This window comes from Pseudomonas sp. NPDC089996 (genome assembly GCF_044748405.1).
Lineage (GTDB): Bacteria > Pseudomonadota > Gammaproteobacteria > Pseudomonadales > Pseudomonadaceae > Aquipseudomonas.
The window spans coordinates 89,538-104,154 of the sequence record NZ_JBIVGA010000005.1 but is presented as its reverse complement, the minus strand read 5'-3'; the positions used below and the strand labels follow the sequence as shown (position 1 = coordinate 104,154).

General features: G+C 62.9%; 13 protein-coding genes. 9 read left to right on the top strand and 4 right to left on the bottom strand.

Annotation, left to right across the window (positions count from 1 at the left end; genetic code table 11):
* Nucleotides 1–3: 3 nt before the first annotated feature.
* From ACIPW4_RS10600 to ACIPW4_RS10580, 5 genes are all read left to right on the top strand, one after another.
* On the top strand, nucleotides 4–1,206 hold the full coding sequence (locus ACIPW4_RS10600; RefSeq protein ID WP_400657420.1) for a glycosyltransferase: 1,203 nt from the start codon (nucleotides 4–6) through the stop codon (nucleotides 1,204–1,206).
* Nucleotides 1,203–2,390 carry a glycosyltransferase family 2 protein gene (locus tag ACIPW4_RS10595; protein ID WP_400657419.1) on the top strand — a complete coding sequence of 396 codons (1,188 nt, stop codon included), beginning with the start codon at nucleotides 1,203–1,205 and terminating at the stop codon, nucleotides 2,388–2,390. Before ACIPW4_RS10600 ends, ACIPW4_RS10595 begins: the two co-directional genes overlap by 4 nt.
* Nucleotides 2,390–3,151, top strand: a complete 762-nt coding sequence (locus ACIPW4_RS10590; protein ID WP_400657417.1) for a WecB/TagA/CpsF family glycosyltransferase — start codon at nucleotides 2,390–2,392, stop codon at nucleotides 3,149–3,151. The genes ACIPW4_RS10595 and ACIPW4_RS10590 overlap by 1 nt, the downstream gene beginning before the upstream one ends.
* 183 nt (nucleotides 3,152–3,334) lie before the next feature.
* Nucleotides 3,335–4,756 carry an undecaprenyl-phosphate glucose phosphotransferase gene (locus ACIPW4_RS10585; RefSeq protein ID WP_400657416.1) on the top strand — a complete coding sequence of 474 codons (1,422 nt, stop codon included), beginning with the start codon at nucleotides 3,335–3,337 and terminating at the stop codon, nucleotides 4,754–4,756.
* Between the two features lie 33 nt (nucleotides 4,757–4,789).
* Nucleotides 4,790–6,451, top strand: coding sequence for a phosphoethanolamine transferase (locus ACIPW4_RS10580; RefSeq protein ID WP_400657414.1), 1,662 nt, complete (start codon nucleotides 4,790–4,792; stop codon nucleotides 6,449–6,451).
* On the opposite strand, the gene ACIPW4_RS10575 is transcribed toward ACIPW4_RS10580, so the two are convergent.
* On the bottom strand, nucleotides 6,452–7,396 hold the full coding sequence (locus ACIPW4_RS10575) for a LysR substrate-binding domain-containing protein (protein WP_400657412.1): 945 nt from the start codon (nucleotides 7,394–7,396) through the stop codon (nucleotides 6,452–6,454).
* A 146-nt stretch (nucleotides 7,397–7,542) separates the two neighbouring features.
* On the opposite strand from ACIPW4_RS10575, the gene ACIPW4_RS10570 reads away from it, so the two are divergent.
* From ACIPW4_RS10570 to ACIPW4_RS10560, 3 genes are all read left to right on the top strand, one after another.
* Nucleotides 7,543–8,919: an L-serine ammonia-lyase gene (locus tag ACIPW4_RS10570; RefSeq protein WP_400657411.1), complete on the top strand. Its 1,377-nt coding sequence runs from the start codon at nucleotides 7,543–7,545 to the stop codon at nucleotides 8,917–8,919.
* Between the two features lie 189 nt (nucleotides 8,920–9,108).
* Nucleotides 9,109–9,285: a hypothetical protein gene (locus tag ACIPW4_RS10565; RefSeq protein WP_400657410.1), complete on the top strand. Its 177-nt coding sequence runs from the start codon at nucleotides 9,109–9,111 to the stop codon at nucleotides 9,283–9,285.
* Nucleotides 9,266–9,571: a helix-turn-helix domain-containing protein gene (locus ACIPW4_RS10560; RefSeq protein ID WP_400657409.1), complete on the top strand. Its 306-nt coding sequence runs from the start codon at nucleotides 9,266–9,268 to the stop codon at nucleotides 9,569–9,571. Before ACIPW4_RS10565 ends, ACIPW4_RS10560 begins: the two co-directional genes overlap by 20 nt.
* 92 nt (nucleotides 9,572–9,663) lie before the next feature.
* Here ACIPW4_RS10560 and ACIPW4_RS10555 read toward each other — a convergent pair whose 3' ends face one another.
* The 3 genes from ACIPW4_RS10555 to ACIPW4_RS10545 form a co-directional block, all read right to left on the bottom strand.
* Entirely contained in the window at nucleotides 9,664–10,959 is a 1,296-nt protein-coding gene (locus ACIPW4_RS10555) for an NAD(P)/FAD-dependent oxidoreductase (RefSeq protein ID WP_400657408.1), read from the bottom strand.
* Nucleotides 10,960–10,973: 14 nt separating this feature from the next.
* Nucleotides 10,974–12,062 (bottom strand): polyamine ABC transporter substrate-binding protein, encoded by a 1,089-nt coding sequence (locus ACIPW4_RS10550; protein WP_400657407.1) that lies wholly within the window; start codon nucleotides 12,060–12,062, stop codon nucleotides 10,974–10,976.
* Between the two features lie 69 nt (nucleotides 12,063–12,131).
* Nucleotides 12,132–13,490 carry a glutamine synthetase family protein gene (locus tag ACIPW4_RS10545; RefSeq protein WP_400657405.1) on the bottom strand — a complete coding sequence of 453 codons (1,359 nt, stop codon included), beginning with the start codon at nucleotides 13,488–13,490 and terminating at the stop codon, nucleotides 12,132–12,134.
* Nucleotides 13,491–13,642: 152 nt separating this feature from the next.
* Here ACIPW4_RS10545 and ACIPW4_RS10540 point away from each other — a divergent pair, with 152 nt between their 5' ends.
* On the top strand, nucleotides 13,643–14,542 hold the full coding sequence (locus tag ACIPW4_RS10540; protein WP_400657404.1) for a helix-turn-helix domain-containing protein: 900 nt from the start codon (nucleotides 13,643–13,645) through the stop codon (nucleotides 14,540–14,542).
* Nucleotides 14,543–14,617: the final 75 nt, after the last annotated feature.

The following is a 14,617-nucleotide window of genomic DNA, read 5'->3' as shown; positions in this document are numbered from 1 at the left end:
ACTATGCGCATTGCTTATTTCATCAATCAGTATCCCAAGGTCAGTCACAGTTTCATCCGCCGCGAAATACTGGCGCTGGAGCGCCAGGGCATCGAGGTTCAACGAATCGCTTTGCGTGGCTGGGATGCCGAACTGCACGACGCCGAAGACCTGGCCGAACGGGACAAGACCCGCTATGTGCTGCAGGAGGGGTTGCGGGGCTTGCTGAAGCCGCTTTACGAGGTGATACGGGCACAGCCCCGGCGGTTTCTTGCAGCCCTGAACCTGGCGCTTCGCCTGGGTTGGCGCGCTGATCGCCCGTGGCCCTACCACTTGGTCTACCTGGCCGAAGCGTGCAGGGTGGTGCAGTGGCTGCAGGCATCGGCTGCCGAGCATGTGCACGCGCATTTCGGCACCAATTCGACCGAGGTGGTCATGCTGGCCAATGCCCTGGGCGGGCCCGCCTACAGCTTCACCGTGCATGGGCCGGAAGAGTTCGACAAGGCGCAGCTTCTGCACCTGGGCGAGAAGGTGAGCCGGGCAGCATTCGTTGCCGCCGTCAGTTCGTACGGGCGCAGCCAGTTGTTCCGCTGGGTCGCACATGAACACTGGGGCAAGGTCAAGGTGGTGCATTGCGGCCTGGAGCGTGGCTTCCACGAAGGCGCTGCGCAGGCTCCCGCGCAGGCGCCCCGGCTGGTCTGCGTCGGGCGTCTGTGCGAGCAGAAGGGCCAGTTGCTGCTGATCGAGGCTGCACACGCCTTGGCGAGCCAAGGTGTGGCCTTCGAACTGGTACTGGCAGGCGACGGTGAACTGCGGGGCCCGATCGAGGCGCAGATCGCCCGGCACGGCTTGCAGGCGCAGGTGCGCATCACCGGCTGGATCAGCAGCGCGCAGGTGCGGGATGAAATCCTTGCCGCGCGGGCCCTGGTCTTGCCCAGCTTCGCCGAGGGCTTGCCGGTGGTCATCATGGAGGCCATGGCATTGCGGCGGCCAGTGCTTACCACCTACGTGGCCGGTATTCCCGAACTGGTACGCCAGGGGGAGAACGGCTGGCTGTTCCCGGCAGGTTCGGTCGAGGCGTTGACCGAGGCCATGCTCGACTGCCTGCAGCAACCGGTGCCGGCACTGCAGCGCATGGGCGAGGCCGCTTACCAGCGCGTGCTGCAGCGCCACGACATCGATACCGAGGCAGCCAGACTGATCGGCCATTTCCAGGTGCCGGCATGATGGCCCTGTTGGGCGGGTTGCTGGCGCTGGCGGCGGTGCTGCTCCTGTTGCCGACACTGGTGCTGTTCATCCAGGTGCTGCTGGCCTGCCTGCCTGCGCCTGCGCGGGTTGTCCGGCAAGGCGCTCATGTCCGGGTCGCGGTGCTGGTGCCCGCGCACAACGAGGCATCGCTGATCGCCTCCACGCTCGCCAGCATCAGGCCGCAACTGCGTGAAGGCGACGAACTGCTGGTGGTCGCGGACAACTGCACCGACCAGACCGCAAGCCTGGCCCGCGCGGCGGGCGCGCAGGTGGTCGAGCGCCAGGATCAGCAGCGGCGGGGCAAAGGCTATGCATTGGATTTCGGCGTACAACACCTGCGCCAGTCGCCCCCCGACGTACTGATAATCATCGATGCGGACTGCCAGGCAGGCGCGGGTGCGCTCGAGCGACTGGCGCGCTGTTGCGTCGACAATGCCCGGCCCGCGCAAGCGCTGTATCTGATGCATGCTCCGGCGGGAGCAGGGTTGAAAGTGCAGGTTGCGGCTTTTGCCTGGCGAGTGAAGAACCTGGTGCGCCCGCGTGGTTGGGCGCGGGCGGGCTTGCCCTGCCAGTTGATGGGCTCGGGCATGGCATTTGTCTGGCAAGACTTGTCGGACGTCAACCTGGCAACCGGCCATCTGGTCGAAGACCTGAAGCTGGGCCTGGAGTGTGCCGCACTCGGCAAACCGCCCCTGTTCTGCCCGGAGGCTGTAGTCAACAGTCACTTCCCCTCCAGCCAGGAAGGCCTGAACATCCAGCGCAAACGTTGGGAGCATGGTCACCTGGGGGTTGTGCTGGCCGAGGGGCCGAGGTTCCTGGGGCGCGCGCTGGTGCAACGCAACTGGCCGCTGTTGGGCATGGCCGCGGACCTGGTGGTGCCGCCGCTGGCGCTGTTGTCATTGCTGCTCATGGTGCTGTTCGCTGTCACTTGGTTGGCATTCTGGATTTTCGGCCTGCTGCTGCCTGCGCTGCTTGCCACCGTGGCGCTGGGCCTGTTGGGCACTGCCGTGCTGCTGGCGTGGCTGCGCTTTGCGCGGGAGCTGATCCCGTTTTCGGTACTGCTGTATGCGCCGTTCTATGCCGCCAGGAAGATTCCCCTGTATCTGGGGTTCCTGCTCAAGCGCCAGGTGGACTGGGTGCGTTCGAAACGGGATGACAGTTGATGGCAGATCAGGGCTGGCTGCAACGCTGGAAGACGATCATGGGCAGACTGCGGCTGGTACAGGATGCAGCAGACGAGCAACGGCTGCTGGCGTCGCTCTGTTCGGCGCAGCGCCCCACCGTGCTGGGCTTCGTCAACGCCCATGCCATGAACCTGGTCGCCGGCAAGCCGGATTACTGCCAGGCACTGGGGGCGGCCGACGTGCTGCTGCGCGACGGTGCCGGCATGGCAATACTGCTGCGGCGCCTCGGCTCGGCTCCCGGGCTCAACATGAATGGCACGGATTTCATCCCCAAGCTGTTGGCGGCCTTCAATGGCCGGCGCGTTGCGTTCTGGGGGACGCGCGAGCCGTTCCTGTCCGAGGCTGCCCAGCGCTGCGAAGTGCAGTATGGCGTGCACGCGGTATCATGGCACGATGGCTTTGCCGAGGTCGACACTTACCTCGACCTTGCCCGGCAACACCAGCCAGCATTGATCGTGCTGGGCATGGGGATGCCCAAGCAGGAACAGCTCGCGGTGCGGCTGGCCGCGCTCGACAACCCCTGCCTGATCGTCTGCGGCGGGGCCATCGTGGACTTTCTGGGGGGCAAGGTAACGCGAGCGCCTCACTGGGTGCGACGGCTGAACGGTGAGTGGGTCTTCAGGCTGCTGAAAGAGCCGAAGCGGCTGTTCACACGTTATGTGGTTGGCAATCCGTTGTTCCTGTTGCGAGCGCTGCGGTATGCCAGGGCACCTGTGCATGGGGTGCAGCGACGAAGCTGAGTGCTGCCTGTCGGGGAGGCCAATCTGCCCCGCCGCAAACGCAGGGTGCTGCTACAGTGATATCAAACGATGCGGGGCACCGTGTCGCACATTTTCAAAGGTTTTTCAGGTACCTGAGGTGAGTTTCCATCGCTTCGTTGTGATGGTCCGGCAATTGCCACACACAGTCAGTGAGGCCTTACGATGGTGTTCGAACCCAGAAGCAGTCGGTCGTTGCTCCAGCGAAGAAGTAGCGTCAGTAACGCCATCCAGGCGGGCCTCGACGGGATTGCCGTCACCAGTGTCGCGTGGTACCTGATCTACGACCAGTTCGGTTACATCACCTCGGACTATGTGATCATGCTCCTGCTGCTGATCGGTGCGCTGGCGGTCATTTATGACCACTATGCCATCTACCGGAGCAACGTGGGGCTTTCGGTCAAGGCTTTCAGGCTGTTCAAGGCCTGGTCGGCGACGTTCTGTTTCCTGGTGGTCATCGCCTTCCTGACCAAGCAGAGCGAAACCTACTCGCGCCTGCTGGTCGTCCAGTTGTTCGTGATCGGTTATATCGTCCAGTTGTTCCTGCACGTGGCCATGCGCGAGTTGCAGAAGCGCTTCACGGCCCATGCGCGGCTGGATAATGCGCTGATCATCGGCAATGGCGACCTGGCCAACTTCCTCTATCAGAAGATCAGCAACAACCCGTGGTTCGGCGAGCGGGTGATGGGCTGCATCTGGGTCGACCAGGAAGAGAATCAGGGGCGCGAGGGGCAGGATGCAAAACAGCGTCTGCCGGTGTTGGGCAGCATTGCCGACCTGGACGAGATCATTGCCCAACATGGCATCCGCACGGTGTACCTGGTAACACCCCTTGGGGGCTCGGCAGTCATTCAGGATGTGTACCTGAAGTTGCTCGACAAGTGCATTGCGGTCAACTGGGTACCGGATATCTTCTCGTTGCGCCTGATCAACCATAGCGTGCGTGAAATTGCCGGGATACCGGTGCTGACCTTGTCGGAAACGCCACTGACCGGCACCAGCCTGTTCCTGAAAAACCTCGAAGACCGCGTGCTGGCCGCGCTCATCTTGCTGTGCGCATCGCCGGTATTGCTGACGGTCGCGCTGATCATCAAGTTCGACAGCCCGGGGCCGGTGTTCTTCCGCCAGTCCCGCACAGGCTGGACCGGGGAATCGTTCCGTATCTGGAAGTTCCGCAGCATGCACGTGCATCAACCGGAAAACGGTGTGGTCGCACAGGCGCAGCGCAATGACCCGCGGCTGACCCGGGTCGGGGCATTCATTCGGCGCACCAGCCTCGATGAACTGCCGCAACTGTTCAATGTGCTGACCGGCGACATGTCGCTGGTCGGCCCGCGGCCCCATGCCTTGCAGCACGACACGCTGTATTCGCCGGACATCGTCGACTACTTCGCCCGCCACAACATCAAGCCCGGCATGACCGGCCTTGCGCAAGTGCGCGGGTACCGGGGCGAAACCAAGGACATCGAGCAGATGATCCAGCGGGTCAACTCGGATATCGAGTACATCAACAACTGGTCGTTGTGGCTCGACTTCGTGATCCTGGTGCGAACGGTGAATGCCTTCACTGGCAAGCAAGCTTATTGACGCCGACATTCGGCGTGGCTTTGGGGAGGGGGTATGAGCAACTTGTCAGCGGGGAGGGCAGGTGCTGCCAGGCTGTTGGCAGCCGAGTGGCCGTCGCTGGTGCTGTGGGGGTTTCTGTTTTCGCCGCTGTTCGCCAGGCTGCTGGCGGACTGCCAATGCGCGAAGATCGACCTGCTGGTGTTGTACACCTTTGCCATTTCATTTTTGTGGCTGCTGGCAATCCGCTTCGTATCCGCCAACCAGTTCAAGGTGCACCTGCTGCTGTTGCCTTTCTACCTGCTGGCGAGCATCGACCTGTTCGTGGTGCTGAACTTCGGTTCGCGCCTGACCGCGGCCTATTTGTTCATAGCCTTGACCAACTACAAGGAGGCGACGGACTTCTTCGCCACCTACTGGCGTTCGATCGCCGGCATCCTGGCCGTGTTCGCAGTGTGCTATGGCGCCGGGCTGGCCGGCTTGCACGGGCGTCGCCTGTACCGCAACAGGGCCATTTTTGCCCTGGCGCTCAGCGGCTTGCTGCTGGGCTATGGGGCTTACTTCTACAAGACCGTCAAGGTCAACTCGTTGGGTAAAGGTGCCGTGCTGGACCTGGTGGCGAAAGACCAGAGCACGCCAGTGGGCTACCTGTCGCAGATCGGCCTGACGGCGGCCTTGTATGTGGAGTCCAAGGGATATGTGAAACAGCGCCTGGAGTCGCAGGTGAAGATCACCAGCATTTCGGAGCAGGCCGACATCGAGACGCTGGTGTTCGTCATTGGCGAATCTTCGCGCCCGCACAACTGGTCGTTATACGGTTACCCCAACAGGACCACGCCCCACCTCGACCAGCAGCCGGGGTTGTTCAAGTTCAACCGCATGTGCACCACCGCGCCTTACACCTCGGTTGCCGTGCCTTCGCTGCTCAGCCTGGAGCCCATTCGCAACTGGGACCTGATCGCCTCGAACAAATCACTGGTGGGTATCCTCCGCGCCGCCGGTTACGACACCTACTGGCTGTCGTCGCAGGAGGTGGACAGCTTTGGCGGCATCATTCCGCAGATCGCCGCAGAAGCTCAATACCGTCAATACCTCGAGCGCAGCTATGACGGTGCGTTGATCCCGGTGGTGCAGAACGTGCTGGGCAAAGCCAATGGGCGGCGGCAGGCGATATTCATCCATATCAAGGGCAGCCACTTCGAGTATGCGCGGCGGTTCCCCAACGACTTTGCCCAGTTCAAGCCAGCCAGCGCTAGCCAGAAAGACCGGATCACCGCCGATTACGACAACTCGGTCCTGTATACCGACTGGTTGCTGTCGACGATCATGCAACAACTGACGGCGAGCCAGCGCAAAGCGCTGCTGGTTTTTTCATCGGACCACGGCGAGAACCTTCTGGATGACAGCCGCAACCTGCTGGGCCATGGCATGGGCAATGAATACGACCTGTCGACCTCGGCGTTTGTCTGGTCCACCGGCAACCTCTCGCCGGAGCAAGCGGGCAAACTTCAGAAGTTGAAAGCCAGGGAGGATCAGCAGGTCAGCATCGCCTCGCTGCCGCATACGCTGCTGAACATGACCGGGATCTCCATGCCCGGCTACGACAGTACGCAGGACTTGCTCAGCGATGACTTCAAGGCCTCGCAATGCCCGCATTTGCTGGGTACCGGCTATGTGCCTTCGTTCAACTTCGACATCAAGCACATCGCCGCCGAGTGATCAGGGGGTCAGCGCCAGTGGGTGCAAGGCCCGAAAGCCCTGGGCCTCTTCCACCAGCCAGTCATGCACTGCACGGGCGCCGGGCTGGTTCAACCCGCCCGGCGGGTAGTGCACCATGTAGCGCTTGTGATTGGCGATGGGGGCGCCGAACGGCACGATCAACGCCCCGCGTTCAAGCTCGTCATTGAGCAGTGTGCGCCGGGCGATGGCCACGCCGATGCCGGCGATCGCCGCTTCGATGGTCAGGTGGTTGCGGTTGAAGGTATGCCCACGGCGCACATCCAGCCCGGTGGCGCCGATACCCTCCAGGTAGAACTCCCATTCCGCGTACTCCGAGCTGCCGCGCCAGGCGGTGATGTCGTGCAGCAGCGGGTAGTGCGCCAGGTCTGCCGGGCCATGCAGCGGTGGGCGGCCACGCAGCAGCGCAGGGGAGCAGACCGGAAAGATCTGTTCGTCCAGCAACGGGGTCGACAGCATGCCGGGGTAACTGCCGTCGTTGAGGTCGATGGCCAGGTCGAAGTCACCAGGGTGCAGGGCCTGGGCGCTGTCTTCGGCCACCAGGCACAGCTCGATGTCCGGGTAGCGCTGCTGAAAGCGCGGCAGGCGGGGCGTAAGCCACTTGGCCAGAAACGAAGGAATCGAGCGCAGGCGCAAGGTGCCGCGGATTTCCCCGGCATCCAGGCGCAGCAGTTCGGCCTCGATGCTGCCGTAGGCCTCGGTCACGGTCTGCGCCAGGCGCTGGCCCTCGGCGCTCAGTTCGACACCCCGCGCCCGGCGCAGGAACAGTTTGTAGCCCAGGCGCTCTTCCAGCTGGCGCATCTGCTGGCTCACCGCGCCGGGGGTGATGTGCAGTTCTTCGGCGCAGCGGGTGAACGACAGGTGCCGCGCCGCACAGGAAAAGACATGCAGCCAGACGAACATCTGGCCATTGAGTTGTCGCCGCATCGTTTAGTACCGCTAAAGCCTTGCTTAGGAAGTTTCGTTGGTCATCTGCCGATGAGCACGGCAGTATCGCGCAAATTCGCAGTACCGTTCAATTTTCTCAGATAACCGTGCGGCAGCTTTTAGCGCCGGCACGGTCAGGCATTAGCATGGCTATCAGTGTTTTCGACCTTTTCAAGATTGGCATCGGCCCGTCCAGTTCCCATACCGTAGGCCCTATGCGGGCGGCAGCGAGCTTTTCCCAGGCATTGCGCGAGCAGGGCGTGCTGACGCAGGTGCAGCGTGTCGAAGTGCGCCTGTACGGTTCGCTTTCCGCCACCGGGGTAGGCCATGCCACCGATCGCGCCTGCCTGCTCGGCCTGATGGGGCAGTGGCCGGATCGCATCGACCCGGCCACCATCGAACCGCGCATCCATCAGTTGCTGCAGGAGCAGTGCCTCATGCTCGATGGCAGCCATCCGCTGCAGTTCGAATACGCCCGCGACATGCTGTTGCTGGACGAGAGCCTGCCCTATCACCCCAATGCCATGACCCTGGAGGCCGTGGGCGGGCAGGGCAGTCTGTTGCAGCAGACCTACTATTCCATCGGTGGCGGCTTCATTGTCGAGCAGGCCGAGATCGACACACCGCACACCGAGGCCAATGCCGTTCACCTGCCGTACGAGTTTTCCAGCGGGGCCGAATTGCTTGCCCTGTGCAAGGCCAATCAGTTGAGCGTTGCCCAACTGATGCTGGCCAACGAATGCGCCTGGCGCCCGGAAGCCGAGGTGCGCGAAGGCCTGCTGCGGATCTGGGCGGCGATGCGCGATTGCGTCGCCAACGGCCTGCGCAACGAAGGCATCCTGCCCGGTGGGCTCAGCGTCAAGCGCCGAGCCGCACGGCTGCACCGCAGCCTGCAGGAAGCCGGGCAGCCCAATGTGATCGGATCGACCTTGAGCGCCATGGAGTGGGTCAACCTGTTCGCCCTGGCGGTCAATGAAGAGAATGCCGCCGGCGGGCGTATGGTCACCGCGCCCACCAATGGTGCTGCCGGCATCATCCCGGCCGTTTTGCACTACTACATGAAGTTCAACCCCAGCGCCTGCGACGACGATGTGGTGGCGTTTCTGCTGGCTGCTGCTGCCGTCGGCATCCTGTGCAAGAAGAATGCGTCGATCTCCGGTGCTGAAGTCGGCTGCCAGGGCGAAGTCGGCTCGGCGTGCTCGATGGCCGCCGCGGGCCTGGCCGAAGTGCTGGGCGCCACACCGCCGCAACTGGAAAACGCCGCCGAAATCGCCCTGGAGCATAACCTCGGGCTGACCTGCGACCCGGTCGGCGGGCTGGTCCAGGTGCCGTGCATCGAGCGCAATGCGATTGCGGCGGTGAAGGCGATCAATGCGGTGCAGATGGCCCTGCGTGGTGACGGCGAACACTTCATCTCGCTCGACCGGGTGATCCGCACCATGCGCGATACCGGTGCCGACATGCATGCCAACTACAAAGAGACTTCGCGCGGCGGCCTGGCGGTGGCGTTCGTCGAATGTTGACCGGGGTTTCGCCGGCAAGCTGACTGGCCAGCCAACGGCCTGGGCCACCGGCTCCTGTCAATGGCCGGGCTGACGCGGGCAGTGCGGAGTGTTGATATTTCCTACCTTACATCTCGAATGTGCTACCTATGCAATTGCTGTAGATGTTGGAAAGCTATGCCCGTAACGGGTATGGTTAGGAGACCGCTCATGGAGATGCTCAAGCGCAAGGACTCCAAGAGCGACAAGGCCAACATCACGCTGGAAGAACAAAAGGCGTTGCGCTTTGCCGGGAAGGTTTTTCTGGATCTGTGCCCGGTTGCCTTGAGGCTGGCATTGCAATCAGGAGTTTTGATGGAGGTCTGTTGTGAGCAGCAAATTGATTGAATCGTTGCGTGAAGATTTAACCACGCTTCATGAGGCAGGGGCTGTTGGCAAGGTCACGCTGCGGGATTTCGAGATGCTGTGTCCTGCCCCCGTGCGCGATTTCAGTGCGCTGGATATTCGCCACCTGCGAGAAACGCTGAATTTCAGTCAGCCTGTGTTCGCCTTGCATCTGCATACCAGCGCCTCTACGGTACGCAAATGGGAACAGGGTGAAACGCGTCCGGCAGGCCCTGCCTTGAAGTTGCTAAATGTCATTGCAAGCAAGGGCTTACAGGCAATTCTTTAAGTTGTTTATGCGGTTTTAAGCTTTATGATTAAAAGCCTATAAATCAGACAGTTAGAAGATTTTGTTAATCTGATTTATAGGCCTGCGCCCGCTTACCCAAACGCTTCCCGCAAGCGATACCACAACATACCCAATGCCAGTAACGGCGAACGCAGCGCCTTGCCGCCAGGGAATGTCAGGTGTGGCACTGCGCTGAATACATCCAGCCCCTGGCTCTGCCGCTGCGCGATCCCTTCGGCCAACAGCTTCGCCGTCCAGTGGGTGACATTCAGCCCATGCCCGGAATAGCCCTGGGCATAAAACACGTTCGGGTGCTGGCTCAGCCGCCCCACCTGCGGGAAGCGGTTGGCAGTGATGCCGATCATGCCGCCCCACTGGAAGTCGATGCGCACCTCGGCCAGTTGCGGGAACACTTTGAGCACCTTCGGCCGCATGTAGGCCGCGATGTCCTTGGGGTCGCGCCCGGAATAGTGGCAGGCGCCGCCGAACAGCAGGCGGCGGTCGGCGGTGAGGCGGTAGTAATCAAGGCCGACTTTCTGGTCACACAGGGCCATGTTGTGCGGGATCAGCCGGCTGGCCAGCGCCTCAGGCAGCGGCTCGGTGGCCACCACATAGCTGCCGGCTGGCAGCACCTTGCCGCTCAGCCGTGGCTCCAGCTCGTCGAGGTGCGCGTTGCAGCCCAGTACCAGGCTTTGCGCCCGCACCTTGCCCCGTGCCGTGTGCAGGGTCACCGTGGGGCCATGCTCGATCCGCAGCACCGGGCTCTGCTCGAAGATGCGCACCCCCAGCCCCTGGGCCACGCGCGCCTCGCCCTGGACCAGGTCGAGCGGGTGCAGATGACCCGAGCCCATGTCCACCAGGCCGCCGGCATACTGGTCGCTGGCGACGATCCCGTGCATGGCCTCTGGCCCGATCAGGCGAGTTTCGTGGCGGTAGCCAAGCCTGGCCAGCGCTTCTTGTTCATCCCTGAACGCAGCGAACTGCGCCGGCGTATTGGCCAGCTCGCAAAAGCCCCAGCGCAGGTCGCAGGCAATTGCGTATTGTTCGATGCGCCGTGCCACCAGGGCCACCGACTCGATGCCGGCCTGCTCCAGGTAGCGCACACCGTCCTGGCCGACGTAGCGGGCAAAGCCGCTGACATCATGGCCGATGCCGCGAATCAGCTGGCCGCCGTTGCGCCCGCTGGCGCCCCAGCCGATGCGCCGGCCTTCCAGCAGCACCACGTCGAGCCCGCGTTCGGCCAGTTCCAGCGCGGTATTGACCCCGGTCAGGCCGCCACCGACCACGCACACGTCAGCCGTCAGTTCGCCGTCGAGGCAGGGATAGGGCGCCGCGTTACGTGCCGTGGCGGCGTAGTACGACGCAGTATGTTGGGTATCGAAAGGCATGGCGCGTTCTCGGCTCAGCGGTTGGACTTGATCTTGCTCCAGGAGCGGGTCATGACGCGCATGATCTTCGGGCTCGGGGTACTGGAGATGTACAGCTTGTCCAGCACCGCCTGGGGTGGGTAGATCTCGGGGTTGTCGACCAGCGATGGGTCCATGTAGGCCTGGGCATCCGGGTTGGCGTTGGCGTAACCCACCGTGGCGCTGACTTTGGCGATCACTTTGGGGTCGAGCAGGTAGTTGATGAAAGCCAGGGCCTGTTCGGGGTTGTTGGCGTCCTTGGGGATCGCCAGCAGGTCGAACCACAGGTTGCTGCCTTCCTTGGGGATGCTGTAGGCGATCTTGACCCCGTTTTTCGCCTCCACGGCGCGGTTGGCTGCCTGGAACACATCGCCGGAATAGCCGAAGGCCACGCAGATATCGCCGTTGGCCAGGTCCGAGACGTATTTGGAGGAGTGGAAGTAGGTGATGTACGGGCGCAGTTCCAGCAGGCGGGCTTCTGCCTTGGCATAGTCCGCAGTCTTTTCGCTGCGCGGGTCCAGGCCCAGGTAGTTGAGCATTGCCGGGAACAGCTCGTCGGGCGAGTCCATGAAGGCCACGCCGCATTGCTTGAGCTTCTTCAGGTTCTCCGGTTCGAACAGGGTCGCCCAGGAGTCGATATGGTCGATGCCCAGCGCAGCCTTGACCTTTTCCACGTTATAGCCGATGCCGTTGGTGCCCCACAGGTAGGGCACCGCATATTGGTTGCCTGGGTCGTTCTGCTCGAGCTGCTTGAGCAGCTTCGGGTCCAGGTGCTGCCAGTTCGGCAGCTTGCTGCGGTCCAGCGGCAGGAACGCACCGGCCTGGGCCTGGCGAGCCAGGAAGTGGTTCGAAGGCACCACCACGTCGTAGCCTGTGCGGCCGGCGAGCAGCTTGCCCTCCAGGGTTTCGTTGGAGTCGAACACGTCATACACGACCTTGATCCCGCTGCTGGCCTGGAAGTCGGCCAGGGTCGTGTCACCGATGTAGTCGGTCCAGTTGTAGACGCTCACACTGGGCGTGGCCTGGGCGGCAGCGCCGAACAGCAGGGCGAATGTGGCGGGGATCAGGGCTTGCAGATGACGCATGTGGACACCTCGTTGGTCTTGTTTTTCGAGTGGGGTGCAAAAGGGGGCGCGCCTGGCGCCCCAGGGTAATCACACGCTCAGCAGCAGGAACTCACGCTCCCAGGAGCTGATCACCCGCTTGAAGTTCTCGTGCTCGGCGCGCTTGACCGCCACGTAGCCCTGAACGAACTGCTTGCCCAGGTATTGCTGCACGGTCTCGCAATCTTCCATATGCTGCAGCGCGTCCTCGATGGTGATCGGCAGCCGCAGGTTGCGCCGTTCATAGGCACGGCCCTGTACCGGCGCGCTTGGCTCGATCCTCTCGACCATGCCCAGGTAACCGCACAACAGGCTGGCGGCGATTGCCAGGTAAGGGTTGGCATCGGCGCCCGGCAGGCGGTTCTCGACGCGCATGGCATCGGGGCTGGAGGTGGGTACGCGCAGGCCGGCGGTGCGGTTTTCCTCGCCCCACTCGACGTTCACCGGTGCCGAGGTGTCCGGCAGGAAGCGGCGGAACGAGTTGACGTTCGGCGCAAACATCGGCAACAGCTTGGGGATGTACTTCTGCAGGCCACCGATGTGGTGCAGGAACAGCTCGCTCATGCTGCCATCGTCATTGGCGAACACCGGCTTGCCGGTGGCGATGTCGACCACGCTCTGGTGCAGGTGCATGGCGCTGCCCGGCTCGTCGGTGATCGGCTTGGCCATGAAGGTGGCGGTGACGTTGTGCTTGAGCGCGGCTTCACGCATGGTGCGCTTGAACACGGTGATCTGGTCGGCCAGGTCCAGCGCGTCGCCGTGGCGGAAGTTGATCTCCATCTGCGCCGGGCCGTCTTCATGGATCAGCGTGTCCAGGTCCAGGCCTTGCAGTTCACACCAGTCATAGACGTCTTCGAACAGCGGGTCGAATTCGTTGGCGGCGTCGATCGAGAACGACTGGCGCCCGCTTTCGGCGCGGCCCGAGCGGCCCAGCGGCACTTGCAGGGGCAGGTCGGGGTCTTCGCAGCGCTTGGTCAGGTAGAACTCCATTTCCGGCGCGACGATCGGCTGCCAGCCCTGGTCGGCATAGAGCTTGAGCACCTTCTTCAACACGTTGCGCGGCGACAGCTCGATCGGGTTGCCCTGCTTGTCGAAGGTGTCGTGGATGACGATGGCGGTAGGCTCGATCGCCCACGGAATCTGGTAGACCGCCGTCGGGTCGGGGCGGCAGATCATGTCGATGTCGGCCGCATCGAGCAGGTTGTAGTAGATGTCGTCATCGACGTAGTCGCCGGTAACGGTTTGCAGCAGCACGCTCTCTGGCAGGCGCATGCCGCGTTCGTGGAGGAATTTGGCGGTCGGTGCGATCTTGCCGCGGGCGATGCCGGTCAGGTCGCTGATCACGCATTCGACTTCGGTGATGCGGTGTTCTTTCAGCCAGGTGGACAGCTGATCGAAAGGGGCGTTCATACAGACCTCTTGGTTGGGTTTTTATGTGCGCGGTAAGTGCCGGTGACTTCCCAGGTGGCGCGCTGGAGACTATCTTGCTCGCAGGCCCGCGAAGCCATCTATCCACTTTCTTCGGCAATGAATGCACCAAAAGAGTGCAAATAGGATAAAGCGTGACAACGCCCCATGCCTTGCAGGTGCAGGCTTTCCACACCTCGGATGTCACCGAACAGGTGCGCGCCACCCCCGGCTGGCAGCAGCAATACCGGCAGATGTCGCCAGGGCATTTCAGCGGCCAGCTGCGCTGCCTGGGGCTCGATGGCGTGGAGGTGTACGAAGAGCGCCTGAATACCCGGGTCGAGCAGTTCTTCCGTGCGCCGAGCGGTTCGTTGGCGTTCTGTTTCGACCAGAGCGAGAACAGCCTGTACCTGCTTAACGAACAGAGCCGCAACATCTGGATCACGCCAGAGAACTACCAGGAGGTGGCGGTGGTGTTCGACCAGGCCTTCCTCGCCAGCCATGGCCTGGACCCGCAGCGGCTCGACGGCCTGTTCATGGTGCCGCTGGGCAGCGGGCAGAATGCCTTGTTCGGCAGCTGGCTGAGCGCCACCTTGACCCGCCTTGGCCAGGCTGACTGCCCGCTGCAAGGGCAGGCTCTGGCCGAGCAGTTACTGGAGGACTGCCTGTTCATCCTCGACAACGCCTGCCAGCGCTTGCAGGGCGGAGCGCTGGGGCGTCGCGGCGAGGAGCGGGCGATCATGCAGCGGGTCAGCGAGTGGGCGGCAGACTGCCCGGAAGAAACCCTCAATCTGGTGGAGCTGGCCGACGTGGCCGGCGTGTCGCTGCGCCAGCTGCAGCAGGCGTTCAAGGCGTTCACCGGGATGCCGCCGGCGCACTGGCTGCGGTTGCGCCGGCTCAACGGCGCGCGGCGGGATTTGTTGCGCGGTGGTGAGGTGACCGTGGCCGAGGTGGCCATGCGTTGGTCGTTCTGGCATTTGGGAAGGTTTTCAGAGAGTTACCGGCAGTTGTTCAAGGAGTTTCCGAGTGAGACACTCAAGCGGCGCAGGGGTTGAATAGTGAACTGCCTGTACTGGCCTCTTCGCGGGTAAACCCGCTCCCACAGAGAGACCACACGCATTGAGCGCAGT